Source organism: Collimonas arenae (assembly GCF_001584165.1).
Taxonomy (GTDB): Bacteria; Pseudomonadota; Gammaproteobacteria; order Burkholderiales; family Burkholderiaceae_D; genus Collimonas; species Collimonas arenae.
On sequence record NZ_CP013233.1, the window covers coordinates 1,156,302 to 1,170,994 of the forward strand.

General features: G+C 59.2%; 8 protein-coding genes and 3 pseudogenes. 6 read left to right on the forward strand and 5 right to left on the reverse strand.

Annotated elements, in window-relative coordinates; all coding sequences use genetic code 11:
* Positions 1–58 precede the first annotated feature (58 nt).
* Positions 59–1,071: pseudogene (gap, locus tag CAter10_RS05420) on the forward strand (type I glyceraldehyde-3-phosphate dehydrogenase).
* Between the two features lie 128 nt (positions 1,072–1,199).
* On the forward strand, positions 1,200–1,574 hold the full coding sequence (locus CAter10_RS05425) for a hypothetical protein (protein WP_061532612.1): 375 nt from the start codon (positions 1,200–1,202) through the stop codon (positions 1,572–1,574).
* A gap of 12 nt (positions 1,575–1,586) precedes the next feature.
* On the opposite strand, the pseudogene glnE reads toward CAter10_RS05425, so the two are convergent.
* Positions 1,587–4,330: pseudogene (gene glnE, locus CAter10_RS05430) on the reverse strand (bifunctional [glutamate--ammonia ligase]-adenylyl-L-tyrosine phosphorylase/[glutamate--ammonia-ligase] adenylyltransferase).
* Between the two features lie 314 nt (positions 4,331–4,644).
* On the opposite strand from glnE, the gene CAter10_RS05435 reads away from it, so the two are divergent.
* The 4 genes from CAter10_RS05435 to CAter10_RS05450 all read left to right on the forward strand — a co-directional run bounded on the left by CAter10_RS05435 (position 4,645) and on the right by CAter10_RS05450 (position 11,925).
* On the forward strand, positions 4,645–8,862 hold the full coding sequence (locus CAter10_RS05435; protein ID WP_061532613.1) for a YhdP family protein: 4,218 nt from the start codon (positions 4,645–4,647) through the stop codon (positions 8,860–8,862).
* 98 nt (positions 8,863–8,960) lie between these two features.
* Positions 8,961–9,794: a carbon-nitrogen hydrolase family protein gene (locus tag CAter10_RS05440; protein WP_061532614.1), complete on the forward strand. Its 834-nt coding sequence runs from the start codon at positions 8,961–8,963 to the stop codon at positions 9,792–9,794.
* Between the two features lie 168 nt (positions 9,795–9,962).
* Positions 9,963–11,423, forward strand: a complete 1,461-nt coding sequence (gene tldD / locus CAter10_RS05445) for a metalloprotease TldD (RefSeq protein ID WP_061532615.1) — start codon at positions 9,963–9,965, stop codon at positions 11,421–11,423.
* Positions 11,407–11,925, forward strand: coding sequence for a GNAT family N-acetyltransferase (locus tag CAter10_RS05450; protein ID WP_231879189.1), 519 nt, complete (start codon positions 11,407–11,409; stop codon positions 11,923–11,925). Before tldD ends, CAter10_RS05450 begins: the two co-directional genes overlap by 17 nt.
* Here the strand turns inward: CAter10_RS05450 and CAter10_RS05455 are convergent.
* From CAter10_RS05455 to alkB, 4 genes and pseudogenes are all read right to left on the reverse strand, one after another.
* Positions 11,917–12,174: an Ada metal-binding domain-containing protein gene (locus tag CAter10_RS05455; RefSeq protein WP_061532616.1), complete on the reverse strand. Its 258-nt coding sequence runs from the start codon at positions 12,172–12,174 to the stop codon at positions 11,917–11,919. The genes CAter10_RS05450 and CAter10_RS05455 overlap by 9 nt on opposite strands.
* Before the next feature lie 5 nt (positions 12,175–12,179).
* Positions 12,180–13,259: a bifunctional DNA-binding transcriptional regulator/O6-methylguanine-DNA methyltransferase Ada gene (ada, locus tag CAter10_RS05460; RefSeq protein ID WP_061532617.1), complete on the reverse strand. Its 1,080-nt coding sequence runs from the start codon at positions 13,257–13,259 to the stop codon at positions 12,180–12,182.
* Positions 13,260–13,375: 116 nt separating this feature from the next.
* The gene (locus CAter10_RS05465) at positions 13,376–14,035 is read right to left on the reverse strand and encodes a DNA-3-methyladenine glycosylase family protein (RefSeq protein ID WP_061532618.1); all 660 of its coding nucleotides are present in this window, start codon (positions 14,033–14,035) and stop codon (positions 13,376–13,378) included.
* Positions 14,036–14,688, reverse strand: a pseudogene (gene alkB, locus CAter10_RS05470) (DNA oxidative demethylase AlkB).
* Positions 14,689–14,693 lie beyond the last annotated feature (5 nt).

Below are 14,693 nucleotides of genomic sequence, written 5' to 3' on the forward strand. Positions count from 1 at the left end.
GAATGGCGTTGATTGCAGCACAAGTTTATTGTTAATGTTAATACCTTAGGAGAAAACCATGACTATTCGCGTCGCCATCAATGGCTATGGCCGCATCGGCCGCAACATCCTTCGCGCCCATTACGAAGGCGGCAAAAGCATGACATCGAGATCGTTGCCATCAACGACCTCGGCGATCCAAAAACCAACGCCCACCTGACCCAGTACGATACTGCCCACGGCAAGTTCCCTGGCACCGTGACAGTTGATGGCGATTCGATCGTGGTCAATGGTGACCGTATCAAGGTATTGGCACAGCGCAATCCGGCAGAACTGCCATGGGGCGAATTGGGCGTTGACGTCGTGCTGGAATGCACCGGCTTCTTCACCACCAAGGAAAAGGCCAGCGCCCACATCAAGGGCGGCGCCAAGAAAGTCATCATCTCGGCACCAGGCGGCAAGGACGTTGACGCGACTGTCGTGTTCGGCGTCAACCACGGCGTGCTGAAGTCCAGCGACACAGTGATCTCCAACGCATCCTGCACCACCAACTGCCTGGCGCCGCTGGTCAAGCCGCTGAACGACAAGATCGGCGTGCTGAACGGCCTGATGACTACCGTTCACTCCTACACCAACGACCAGGTGCTGACTGACGTTTATCACGAAGACCTGCGCCGCGCCCGTTCCGCCACCATGAGCATGATTCCTGCCAAGACCGGCGCCGCCGCCGCTGTCGGCCTGGTGCTGCCAGAGCTGAACGGTAAGCTGGATGGTTTCGCGATCCGCGTGCCGACCATCAACGTTTCGCTGGTCGATCTGTCGTTCGTTGCTGCGCGCGACACCACTGTCGAAGAAGTCAACGCCATCATGAAAGAAGCGTCGGAAGCCGGCGCTCTGAAGGGCATCCTGACTTACAACGTCGAGCCGTTGGTATCGGTCGATTTCAACCACAACCCTGCATCGTCGAACTTCGACTCCACGCTGACCAAAGTTTCGGGTCGCCTGGTCAAGGTGTCGAGCTGGTACGACAACGAGTGGGGTTTCTCGAACCGCATGCTGGATACCACGATTGCATTGATGACGGCCAAGTAAGCTGTCTTTGCCACGCCAAAAAACGCTCTGCTTGTCGGGGCGTTTTTTTATTGATTCCGCGGTTTGTCGAACGAGCGGCGGTTTTCTAAAAACTGTTACTATTGAAGCAACTCGATTGGGGAGCGAATATGGCAAACACCGGATACTCTAGCAATCCAGGCGATTTCGAGACGATTGCCCGTTCGACTGTGCCGTCAGAATTGGCGGTGATGCAAGCGCTGTTGGAGTCCGAGCGGATACCGGCGTTTATCGTCGATGGCGGCATCCATCAGCTACATTTCCTGATTGCGGTAGCGACCGGCGGCGCGCGGCTGCAGGTAGCCTCTGAATATGCCGCCGCCGCGCGGCGTATCCTGGCGGATCTGGCGACGGGTCAGCTGATGCTGGAGGAAGACGATAAGACGTTGCACGAACCGTTGGAAGAGAAGGGCGCGGTGCCGGAAAACAAGCGCAGGGGCCGCGCGCTTGGCGCAGCCCTGCTATTTTTCCTGGGCGGCAGTTAACGACTCGCAACTCTAGTTAAAAATACCAACCCATAACTGCTTCACCACAGCGATCTCGTGTGCGATACGCGTCGCAGCGACGCGAGCCCGCTCTTCACCCTGCAAGCGGATCTGATGCTGCAGCTTGCGGAAGGTCCGATAGGCATCCGCGACTTCCACCGATAGAGCCGCATCGATCAGCCCCAATTCTCCACACAGTTTCAACAAGGCGATATTGCCGATGTCGGCCGTCAGCTGCGGGTACGCCGCGGCGTGACGCAGGATCAGGTACTGCACGATGAATTCGATATCGATCATGCCACCGGCGTCATGCTTGAGGTCGAAGCGATCGCTGCGGTTGGGATGGGCATCGCGCATCTTTTGCCGCATCTCCTGCACTTCGCGTTGCAGCACGACGGGATCGCGTTCTTGCCGCAGCACTTCCTCGCGCAAGGTTTCGAAACGTTCGCCGATGGCGGCATCGCCTGCGCAAAAGCGGGCCCGGGTTAGTGCCTGATGTTCCCACAACCACGCCGATTCGCGTTGGTATTTCTCGAACTTGGCAAACGACGACACCAGCAGGCCACTGGCGCCGTCGGGACGCAGGGCGATGTCGATGTCGAACAGGATGCCTGCCGAGGTATGGCTGGTCATCCAGGTAATGAAACGTTGCGCCAGCTTGGCGTAGAGCGCCGGACCGTCCTGGTCGTCGTCTTCATATAGGAACACCACATCGAGATCGGATACGTAGCCGAGTTCCTTGCCGCCGAGCTTGCCATAGGCGATGACTGTGAAGCGTGGCGTGTCGCGATGACGGCCCGGCATCATGTTCCAGATCGCCTGCACCGTGGCGGCGACCAGAATGTCGGCCAGGATCGACAAGTGGTCGGCCAGCGCCTCGACGCTCAGTACGCCTTCCAGGTCTTGCGCCAGCAGCCGGAATTGCTGGCATGGTGCATTTCACGCAACAGGTCCATCTGCCGTTCGGTGTCGCCTGGGGCGCTCTCCAGCTGACGCCGGCATTCCAATGCGAATTCAGGCCAGTCGGGAGCGGCATTCAGGCTACGCGGATCGAGCAGTTCATCCAGCAGGATTGGGTGCTGGGTCAGGTACTGAGCGGCCCAGCCGCTGGCACTGATCATACGGATCACGCGGTGCAGGGTGGCGGGATATTCAGTCAGTAGCGCCAGATAGGCGGCACGGCGCGCGATCGCTTCGAGGAAATCGAGCAAGCGGCTCAGGGTTGGCAGATGCCGCTCCGGTTCTGGGATCGCAGCGATGACCGGCAGCGCCGCATTGACTAGCGCCAGCAATCGGGTGCGGCTGGTCAGCGGCAGGTTTTGCACGCGCGTCGATTGCCAGGTCGTGACCAGCCGCTGCGCCGCCGCAGAGGCATCGGAGAAGCCGCAATGGGTGAGCACGATGGCAATCGTTTCGCGATTGTCGGTGTCGCTCAGTGTGTGTAGCACATTGTCTTCTTCGCTCCAGTCCTGCTGGCCGGTGCGACCACTCTGCTTGTCCTTGAATATGTCGTCGAACTGGGCATCGACCAGCGCCCGATGCCGGTCCAGCACCTGCATCAGCGAAGGCACGTCGGCAAACCCCATGGCTTGCGCGATGATCAGGCAATCGGCCGGATTAGTCGGGAAGGTATGGGTTTGCGCGTCGTCCAGGTATTGCAGCCGATGCTCCAGGTTGCGGAGGAAATCATAGGCCTGCAGTAACTTGTCGACCACTTCGGCATCGAGCAGATTCTTGCAAGCCAGGGTGCGGAGCGTAGCCCGAGTGGAGCGGTCGCGCAGGCCAGTGTCGCGGCCGCCGCGGATCAGCTGGAACACCTGTGCCAGGAATTCGATTTCGCGGATGCCGCCGCGTCCCAGCTTGACGTTGTTGCTACGCTCCGGATGCAGTGCTTCCAGCCGCTTTACTTCGGTGCGGATTTGCGCGTGCATCGAACGCATCGCATCGATCGAGCCGAAATCCAGGTAGCGGCGAAACACGAACGGGCGGCTAATGCTTTCTAACGTGGCAATGTCGTCGGCGCGGCCAGTCAGAGCGCGGGCCTTGCACCAGGCGTAACGCTCCCATTCACGGCCCTGCGTCACGAGGTAGGTTTCGACCATGTTGAAGTTGGCCACCAGTGGCCCCGACGCGCCGTTCGGCCGCAGCGCCATGTCGACCCGGAACGTGAAACCGTCTTCGGTGATTTCCGACAATGCGCCGATCAGTTTCTTGCCGAGCCGCGTAAAAAACTCCTGGTTCGACAGTGAGCGTTGCTCATCGTTTGCTGTACGGGTGTCGCCGTCTTCGGGGTAGGCGAAGATCAGATCGATGTCGGACGAAACGTTGAGTTCGCAACCGCCCAGCTTGCCCATGCCCAGGACGATCAACTCTTGCGGCTGGCCGGATTCCTCGCCGTAAGGCGTGCCGTGCAGCGCTTCCAGATCGGCGGTCAGTGCTGCCAGATGGGTCTGCACCGCGAATTCGGCAAACGATGTGATGGCGCTGACCACTTCGTCGAGATCGGCGCGGCCGCCCAGATCGCGCTCGATCAGCGTGCATACCAGCAGATTGCGCAGCCTGCGCATGGCGCGCGGTAACGGCATGCCGGAATCTGTTTCATTTTGTAACAGGCGGCTGAACTGCGTTGGCCCGAAGGTTAATCTTGTCAGTGGAGCGGCCAGTTCTGCAACCTGCGCGGCGCGACCGGCTTCGGCATTTACCCAGCGCTGGTAATAGCGGGAGGCGGCGGTACTGCTGATGAGCGATGGAGTCACGGATTGGGCGAGTAAATGAGGGAAAATTGATCGGAAATCAGCGGAGCGGCGACCGTCTGTTGGTTTTTTAGCTACGAGTACGTCGATCCATGCGAACATATGGGCTTGTGGCCTGTCGAACCCCAAGGTTTCCTGATTTGGAGCTTACCCCGGAATTTGACAGCTTGCCGCCCTGAAATCGATCAGATGCAGCCGATTTATTCTACCTTGAGTTTCTATCTCTAGTCAGTTGGGGGCAGTGTAATTCGCCACAGGGCTTGCCCGGCGACACTTGAACTCTGCTTCACAATGATTAATTTTACCGAATCTGATTGATGTTGGAAGAACAACCAAAATCTCTGCCGCCGACTACGCGACTTGCCCTTTGCTGGCGTGCCTGGATTGTCACCTATAACCACATCAACCTGGCGACGCACCATCTTGTCGGCGCAGTGCTGAAGCTGTTGATCGTCGCGTATTTCCTGTTTTGCGGATTGTTCCTGGGTTTGCGTTACGTGGTGCTGCCGAATGTCGGCCATTACAAGACCGAGATTGAACAAGTAGTGAGCAAGGAAATCGGCAATCCGATTTCGATTGGCAGCATCGCGGCTTCATGGCATGGCTTGCAGCCACACCTGACGCTGGGCAACGTCATTATCCATAACAAAAATGGCCAGGCGGCGCTGACTTTGCCGCAGGTGGCGACCACGGTGTCATGGCGCTCGCTGCTGGTAGGCAGTGTCCGACTGGCATCGCTGGAAATAGACAAGCCCGACCTGGAGATTCAACGCGATGCAGAGGGCCAACTGTTCATTGCCGGAATTCTGATCAACTCAAAAGAGCAGAATGATCGTTCTGGTTCCGAATGGCTGCTGGCGCAGCATCGGATTGTCATTCGCGATGGACGCCTGCACTGGCGCGACGATCTGCGCAAGGCGCCCGAATTGACGCTGACCAATATTGACCTGGTGCTGCAGAATCGCTGGCGCCGTCATCAATTGTCGCTGCGGGCAACACCGCCGGCATCGTTTGCCGGGCCGGTGGATGTACGGGCCAATTTCGTCCATCCGCCGTTCGCCCACAAGATCTCTGACGTCACTCGCTGGAAGGGCACCTTGTACGCCGATCTGCGCGATGCCGACCTGACCGCGTGGAAGGATTACGTCGACTACCCACTGGAACTGAACCAGGGCAAGGGCGCTGTACGAGCCTGGCTGGATCTGGATCAATCCAGGGTGCGCGATTTCACCGCCGACCTGCAATTAACCGATTTGTCGATGCGCCTGCGCAGCGATTTGCAACCGTTGCAGCTGGAGAATATCAGCGGCCGCATTTCCGCCCAGGAGGAACTGGGAGCAATACCGGCGGATGGCAAGCCGACCTTTGGCGGCAACGGCCATACATTGACGCTTACCAATTTTTCGCTGAAAACTGCCGATGGACTGAGCTTGCCGCGCACCACCATCAGTGAATCGTATTTGCCGGCCAAGGGCAAGCAACCGGAAAAATACAGCCTGCAGGCCAAGCAGCTGGATTTGCAGACCATGGCCAGCTTTGCCCAGCGGCTGCCGTTGACAACTGCTCAAATCAAGATGGTCGACGACTTTGCGCCGCGTGGCCAGCTGCGCGATTTTGCCGCCGAATGGCAGGGCGCTTATCCGGCGATCGTTTCTTACAGCGCCAAGGGCCAGTTCGATGGCCTTACCATCAACGCCCAGCCGCCGCGCGAAGCCAAGCCGAAGACCGCCACCCAGCCGGCGCAAGCGGCGGTGCCAGGCATTCCTGGTGTCGACAACCTGACCGGCAGCATCAATGCTAACCAGGACGGCGGTGTCTTGAGCCTGATGTCGGAAAAGATGCAGCTGGATTTGCCGGGTTATTTCAGTACGCCGGTGCTGCCGTTCGACAAGCTCAACCTGCAGGCACGCTGGCATTTTCAGGACAAGAACGTGCTGCTGCAGATCGATAGCATGAATTTCATCCAGGACGGTCTGGTGGGTTCGCTATCTGGCAGCCATTTGTTGCCATTGGCAGATCGTCACGGCGTGGCGCTGGGCGTGATGGACATGACCGGCAAGATCAGCGAATTCGATCTGAAAAAAATCGGCACTTACCTGCCGATCCATACTCCCGAGCATTTGCGCGACTGGCTGGTTGGCGCACTCAAGGATGGCAAAGCCAAGGATGTGGTGATCCGCGTCAAGGGCGACCTGGCCGATTTCCCGTTCCGGACCGAGCAGGCCAACGCCAAGCCGAAGGGTGAATTCAGCGTCAACGGCAAAATAGAGAACGGTACGTTGGAATACGAGCCGGGCCATTTCGGGCAGGACGGCAGGCAACCGCTGTGGCCGTTGCTGGAAAAGATCAACGGCACCATTGCGCTGGAAGGTAGCCGTTTGCAGATCAAGGCCGACAGTGCCCAGACTTCGTCGGTTGCCTTGAGCAATGTAACAGCGACCGTACCCGATCTGTCATCGCACGATGAGATGCTGCTGATTGATGGCAGCGCTGCCGGCGCGTTGCAGAATTTCGTGCAATTCACCAATAATAGTCCGGTCGCGCACTGGATTGACGGTTTCACCAGCGAATCCCAGGGCAAGGGCGACGCCAAGCTGCAGTTGAATCTGCAATTGCCTCTGACACATGGGGCGGATAGCAAAGTCACCGGCGTACTGCAATTCATGAATAACGACGTGCTGCTGCAAAAGGCCATTCCTCCGATTGCCAATGCCAGCGGCAAGCTTGAGTTCAATGAAAAAGGTTTCAATCTGAACGGCATCAGGGGAATCATGCTGGGCGGTCCGGTGCAGGCCAGTGGCGGTACGCAGGCCGATCACCAGACTGTGATCAAGATTGAAGGCACGGCAGCGATCGATGGCTTGCGCAGCGATTACCCGAATCCGGCGATGCAAAAGCTGCTGGCGCGTGCCAGCGGTAGTAGCCGTTACAGTGCGACGGTTACCGTGCGCGACCACCACGCGGAATTACTGATCGACTCCAGTTTGCAGGGAATCGGACTGGATTTTCCGGAACCGCTGCGCAAGAGTGCAAGTGAGGCGATGCCGCTCAAGTTTGAATGGGTTGGCGTTGCATCCGACGATGCATCGATTGCGCGCGACGAACTGCGTCTGGCGCTCGGCTCGACGATCGTTGCGCGTTATCAGCGGCAGAAGGCACTCACTAAAATATCGCCGGAAAATGGTGGAGGAAGCGGCGTGGCAGCCATCAAGCCCGCAGACTGGAAGCTGCTGCGCGGCGGCATCGGCATCAACGCATCCGCACCGGAGCCGGAAAGCGGACTGGCGATCAATCTGAACGCCAAGATCTTGAATGTAGATGCTTGGAACAATCTGACCGGTTCCATCAACGACGGCAGCGCGGGCAAAGGCACCGAAGAATCGCCATTGGCGGGACTGGCGCAATATGCTGAGCCGAACGTGGTGTCGGTGCGCGCCAACCAATTGGTGTTGTTGGGCAAGACATTAGATAACGTGGTGCTCGGCGCTTCCCATCAGAAGAATCAATGGCAAGTGAATATCGATTCGAAGCAAGCGTCCGGTTATGTGACCTGGAGCGAATCGCCATCGGGGCATGGCCTCGGCAAGGTGACTGCGCGGCTGTCGTCGCTGATCATTCCGCAGGGCGGTGAGTCGGATGTCGGCGACGTACTGGAAGGGAAAGGCGCTTCCACCCAGATTCCCGGCCTGGATATCATTGCCGACGATTTCCAGCTGCTGGGCAAGAAGCTGGGACAGCTTGAACTGACGGCGAATAATGTTCGCGCCAATGTCGGCAGCGAATGGCGGATCCACAAATTGTCGATCAAGAATCCGGACGCCGAATTGAAGGCGGCCGGCAAATGGACCACCGTCAACAACGACAACAGCACGAACCTGACCTATGCGTTGGATATCGTCGACGCCGGAAAATTGCTGGATCGCTTTGGGTTTGTGCATGTGCTGCGCGGCGCCAAGGGACGTATGGACGGTGATGTCAGCTGGAAGGGTTTGCCGTTCACGATGGATATTCCATCGTTGACCGGCCAGGTGAGCCTGGACATGGCATCCGGACAATTCCTGAAAGTCGATCCGGGCGCCGCCAAATTGCTGGGCGTGCTGAGCCTGCAATCGCTGCCGCGCCGTCTGACGCTGGATTTCCGCGATATCTTCTCCGAAGGCTTCGCCTTCGATAGCGTGGTCGGCACTGCCACGATTGCGCAGGGCAAGGCGCACACCGACAATTTCAAGATGCGTGGCGTCAGCGCCACCGTATTGATCGATGGCGTTGCCGACATCGCTCGCGAAACCCAGGACCTGCATGTGGCGGTGCTGCCGGAAATCAATGCCGGCACCGCTTCCGTGGTGGCGCTGGCAATCAATCCGGTGGTCGGCATCGGGACTTTCCTGGCGCAGCTGTTCCTGCGTGATCCGCTGATGAAGGCATTCACCTTTGAATATAATATCAGCGGTGGCTGGGCCGATCCGGTCGTGACCAAGCTGGATCACAAGAGCGAAGCACCGGCCAGCAATTCAGACCTGTCCTCCGGACGCTGATATGCTGTCGAGGTATACAACGTTGGCTTGAGCCTGATAACCGGCCCCAGGCCATCGTTGTTGAATGCTTTATTTTCCCAGCGCAGGAGTCCGCAAGCATGAGTCAAACCACATCGCAGCAAGGCAGTTCGGTCGGTTTCGGGATCGCCGCCATCCAGATGGTATCGACGCCGGTGATCGATGAAAATTTGAAGACGGCGCGGCGTCTGGTGTCGCAAGCGGCGGAGCAAGGCGCGCAACTGGTCTTGCTGCCGGAATACTGGCCGATCATGGGCATGAAGGAAACCGACAAGCTGGCCGTCGCAGAAACCCTCGATGAGGGCAAGATACAGGCTTTCATGGCGGAGTTGGCCGCAGAGCAGAAGATATGGCTGATCGGCGGCACCTTGCCGATGGTGGCCGGTGAGGCCGGTAAAGTGCTCAACACCACCCTGGTCTACGGTCCGGATGGCCAACGTGTCAGCCGTTACGACAAGATCCATTTATTCAGCTTTACCAAGGGTGAAGAATCCTACGACGAGGCGCGCACCATTGCCTACGGCAAGGAAATCGGGAGTTTCGAGGCGCCGTTCGGCAAGGTCGGCTTGTCGGTCTGCTACGATCTGCGCTTTCCCGAACTGTACCGGGCAATGGGCGATTGCGCGCTGATCGTGGTGCCAGCCGCATTTACTTACATTACCGGCAATGCCCATTGGGAAACATTGCTGCGCGCCCGCGCCATCGAAAATCAGTGCTATGTGCTGGCGGCGGCGCAGGGCGGCAAGCATCCGAATGGCCGTCGCACCTGGGGCCACAGCATGCTGATCGACCCTTGGGGTGAAATTAAATCGGTGCTGGCTGAAGGCGAAGGGCTTGTCAGCGGTGTGATTGATCCCCATTTCATTAAGGGAGTGCGGGATAGTTTGCCGGCGTTGCAGCATCGCAAACTATAGCCGGCCATTGACAGTCAAGCATGTTTTAATATTGCTGCAGATAATTGTTTTAACATTTTCCGATTGATGCAGCGCAACTCCTTGGCCCGGCCCATGCCGCCGCCGCTACACGATACCCGGGCGGATGCTCTACAATCCGCATTACTCCATTTGCAAAGCCGAATTACCATGAAGCCATTTGAACCAAACCTGGGCACCTTAGCCATTGCTCGCGATATCCTGTTGACCCCTTTCGGCCTGGACGAATCGAGCCTGCTGAAAGCGCTCGGGACCATGTTCACGCACAAGGTCGATTATGCCGACCTGTACTTCCAGTTCACCAAGAGCGAAGGCTGGAGCCTGGAAGAGGGCATCGTCAAGACCGGCAGCTTCTCGATCGACCAGGGCGTCGGCGTGCGCGCCATCTCCGGCGACAAGACTGCATTCTCGTATTCCGATGAAATCTCCGAGCGCGCATTGCACGATGCGGCGCTGGCGACGCGCACCATCGCTCGTCAAGGCGCCGGCAAGATCAAGATCGCCGCCGGCATGCAACAGAGCGGTGGTCGCTCGTTGTACATGCCGCATGATCCGTTGGTGTCGCTGGATGCGACCGAGAAGGTCAAACTGCTGGAGCGCGTCGAGCGCATGGCGCGGGCCAAGGATCCACGTGTGGTGCAAGTCATGGCCGGCCTGGCTGCAGAATACGATGTGGTGCTGGTGGCGCGCAGCGACGGTGTCATCGCCGCCGATATCCGGCCGCTGGTGCGCCTGTCGGTGACCGTCATTGCGGAACAGAATGGTCGTCGCGAAACCGGCAGCAGCGGCGGTGGTGGACGTTACAGCTACAACTATTTCAGCGATGCCTTGCTGGAGCAATATGCCGCCGATGCGGTTGCTTCTGCATTGGTCAACCTGGATGCGCGTCCCGCGCCGGCAGGTCCGATGACCGTGGTGCTCGGACCGGGCTGGCCCGGCATCCTGTTGCACGAAGCGATCGGCCATGGCCTCGAAGGCGACTTCAACCGCAAGGGATCCAGCACATTCTCCGGCCGTATCGGCGAACGGGTTGCCGCCAAGGGCGTGACCGTGGTCGACGATGGCACCATTGCCGATCGGCGCGGTTCGCTGAATATCGACGATGAAGGCAATCTGAGCCAGTGCACTACACTGATTGAAGACGGCATCCTGAAAGGCTACATTCAGGACACGATGAACGCGCGTTTGATGAAGATGCCGGTGACCGGCAATGCACGCCGCGAATCGTTCGCCCACCTGCCGATGCCGCGCATGACCAACACCTACATGCTGGCCGGCGACAAGGACCCGGCGGAAATCCTGGCATCGGTCAAGAACGGTTTGTATGCGGTGAATTTCGGCGGCGGCCAGGTCGATATCACCAACGGCAAGTTCGTGTTCTCGGCGAGCGAGGCCTACATGATCGAAAACGGCAAGGTCACTTATCCGGTCAAGGGTGCAACCCTGATCGGCAATGGCCCTGACGTGCTGAACCGGGTTTCGATGATCGGCAACGACATGAAACTCGATCCAGGTGTCGGCGTCTGCGGCAAGGAGGGCCAGAGCGTACCGGTCGGCGTCGGCCAGCCGACTTTGCGCATCGATGGCGTGACTGTTGGAGGTACGGCTTAAGATGACGGTGGAAGCATTGGTTGAAAAACAGCAGATGGCGTGGCAGTGGCTGTCATTCCAGGAATTGAATACCTTGCAGTTGTACCAGGCAATGCAATTGCGGCAGCGCGTTTTCGTGTTGGAGCAAACCTGCGTATTTCAGGATGCCGATGGCATTGATGTGGACTCCTGGCATGGCCTCGGCTATTTGCCGAATGGTGAGCTGGGCGCGTATGCGCGCATCGTGCCGCCTGGTAAAGCGTTTGAGTATCCATCGATCGGTCGTGTGGTGACGGCACCTGAACTGCGTGGCAAAAGAGCTGGTTACGAACTGATGCAGCAGGCCATGGCGCAAACCGCTGCGCTGTTTCCCGGTAACGCCATCAAGATCGGCGCCCAGGCGCATCTGCAGCGCTTTTACGGGAGCTTCGGTTTCGAACCGGTCGGCGAGTTGTATGACGAAGACGGCATCTCGCACATCCACATGATCGCGCCGCCATTGTCACAGCAGCCGTCACGCTGATTTATTAGTGGCTTTCCAGCGCACATAGGCCTCTGGCAAGCACACCGCGCAGGGCCGGTAGCCGGCGCTGCGCGCATCTTCTTCGTTCAGAAAAAACACTCGGTTCGCCACATAGCCGCCACGCGCAATAGCTTGCAGCGCCGCGCGGCAATCGAGGCGGCCGTATATCCGTCCACGACGATGACCGCCAAGGCTGCCGATCTTCTTGCTATCGTAGCTTTTGCCATCGGGACCGATAAGTTTCCACATCCGCGTCAATCCTGGCTTTCGCGTTCCAGCAGGGCGCGCTTGCGTTCCACTCCCCAGCGGTAGCCTGAGAGCGCGCCATCGCTGCGCACCACGCGGTGGCAGGGAATTGCCACTGCCAGCGAATTTGCGCCGCAAGCCTGGGCAACCGCGCGTACCGCTTTGGGCGCGCCGATGCGGGCGGCGATTTCCGCATAGCTTGCCGTACTGCCGATAGGAATTTCGCGCAGCGCCTGCCACACGCGCTCCTGGAACGCAGTGCCGCGCACATCCAGCGGCAGGTCCAGACCCAGCGCCGGCGCTTCGATGAAGCCGACCACTTGCGCCACCAATTGCTCGAAATGGCGGTCGCCTCCGATCAGACTGGCGCGCGGGAATTTATCCTGCAGGTCATGCGCCAGTTTGTCCGGATCTTCGCCCAGCAGGATGGCGCACACGCCGCGTTCGCTTTGCGCCACCAGGATCGCGCCCAGTGAACATTCGCCAATCGCAAAGCGGATCTCGGTGTTGGCGCCGCCGGCGCGGTAATCGCTCGGCGTCATCCCCAGTACCTTGCCTGAAGCTTCATAGAACCTGCTGTTGGAATTGAAGCCGGCGTCGTAGATGGCTTCGGTCACCGAATGATTGCGGTCGAGGCCGGCGCGGATTTTTTTTGCACGATGGGCGTCGGCGTAGCCTTTCGGCGTCAGTCCGGCGACGGCCTTGAATACGCGATGGAAATGGTACAGGCTCAGGCCGGCTTCGGCCGCCAGCATTTCCAGGCTGGGCAACTCCTCAGCGCTTTCGATGTGACGGCAGGCCTTGGCGACGAGCGTGGCATGCTGGGCGGCGATCGAGGTCTGGTCGGCCGCACGTTTGCTGGCCCGATAGCCGGCGGCTTCCGCTGCCGCCGGGGTATCGAAGAATTCGACATTTTCCGGACGCGGCAGGCGCGTCGGGCTGCTTGGCCGGCAGTACACGCCGGTGGTCTTGACCGCATATACGAATAGCTTGTCCGCAGCCGGATCGCGCGCCTGCACCATGGCCCAGCGCGGATCGCTTTGCGCCGCTTGCTTGTCGGTTTGCTGGTGTTGCGTCAGCGTTCGCATATCTGCTTCCAATGGTTATCTTGGTATCCACCTTACTGCGGCTTGCTGCGGTTGACACTCCGGCTCTTGCTTTCAAATTCCGATCATTTTCGATCATACCCGGTTTGTCGTTGCTTTCACTGCACTTGCTCTTTCGGCATACGCCACAAATACCAGGCCGCCACAGTGCGGTAGGGGCTCCAGGCCAGGCCGATTTGTTCCATCTGCTTCCTGGTTGGCGCCTGCTCTAGTTGTTTCAGGCGGCGATAGCCTTCGCGCACGCCAAAGTCGTCGGCAGGCAGGATGTCGGAACGCTCCAGGGTATAGATCAGCAGCATTTCCACAGTCCAGCGACCGACGCCGCGCAGCGTCACCAATCGTTCGATGAGTTCCGCATCGTACATTTTTAGTGCAGTGGCGCGTAATGGAACGATGCCATCCAGCGCAGCTTGCGCAATGCCGTGGATGGTGGCGATCTTGGTGGCCGAGAAACCGCAGGTGCGCAAGGTGGCGACTTCGGTATCCAGTAATTGCTGCGGGCTGGGGAAATCGGCATCGGCATAGAGCGCCAGCATGCGAGCCAGGATGGCGTCGCCGGCGCGCGCGTGCAACTGCTGGTAGGCGATCGCGCGCACTAACGCCTGATACGGTTCGCGCTCCGGCTTGGCGGTGTGGCGGCAAGGGCCGATGTTGGCGATATGGCGCGCCCAGTCGTTGTCCAGTGCGGACAGGAAAGCTTCGGCGCAGCGATAGGATTTTGCGGAAATATCCGCGGCGATCTTGCTTGATGTAGGCATTTAACCTGCCTTGCGAAATGTGAAATTGATGCGTTGCCGGCCCAGCAGCGGATGCTGGCCTTCCTTCAGTGGCAGCACGCCGTGGTAGCGCAGCCGGTCGACGCCGCCCACACCACCACGTCGCCGTGGAACAGCGGTACGCGCTCTGTCTTGTCGCTGCGCGCATGGCCGCCGAACTGGAACAGTGCGGGGATGCCGAGCGAGACAGAAACGATGGGCGCGTTGTAGTCCTGCTCATCCTTGTCCTGATGCAGCGACAGTTTGGTGCCGGGTTCATAGCGATTCACCAGGCAGGCATCGGGCATGAATGCGTCAAAGCCGGCTTGTGCCGCTGCCGCTTGCGCCAGGCGCAGGAACACCGCCGGCATGGCTGGCCACGGGCGGCCGCTGTCGGGATCGGTTGCGGTATAGCGATAGCCGTGGCGGTCGCTGGTCCAGCCGAGCCGGCCGCAATTGGTAAGTGCCACCGACATGCGCAAGCCGCCGGGTGTCACCAGATGCCGGAACGGTGCGGCTTGCTGGATGGCTGCCAGCGCCGGCAGCAGTTCAGGCACATACGGAATGGCGAAGCCGCGCAATACGAATGCATCTTGCGCCAGCTGCTGCTGACGATTGTCGCTTGGCTCCAGCGTATCGAACAAATCCAGGTTCATGCAGT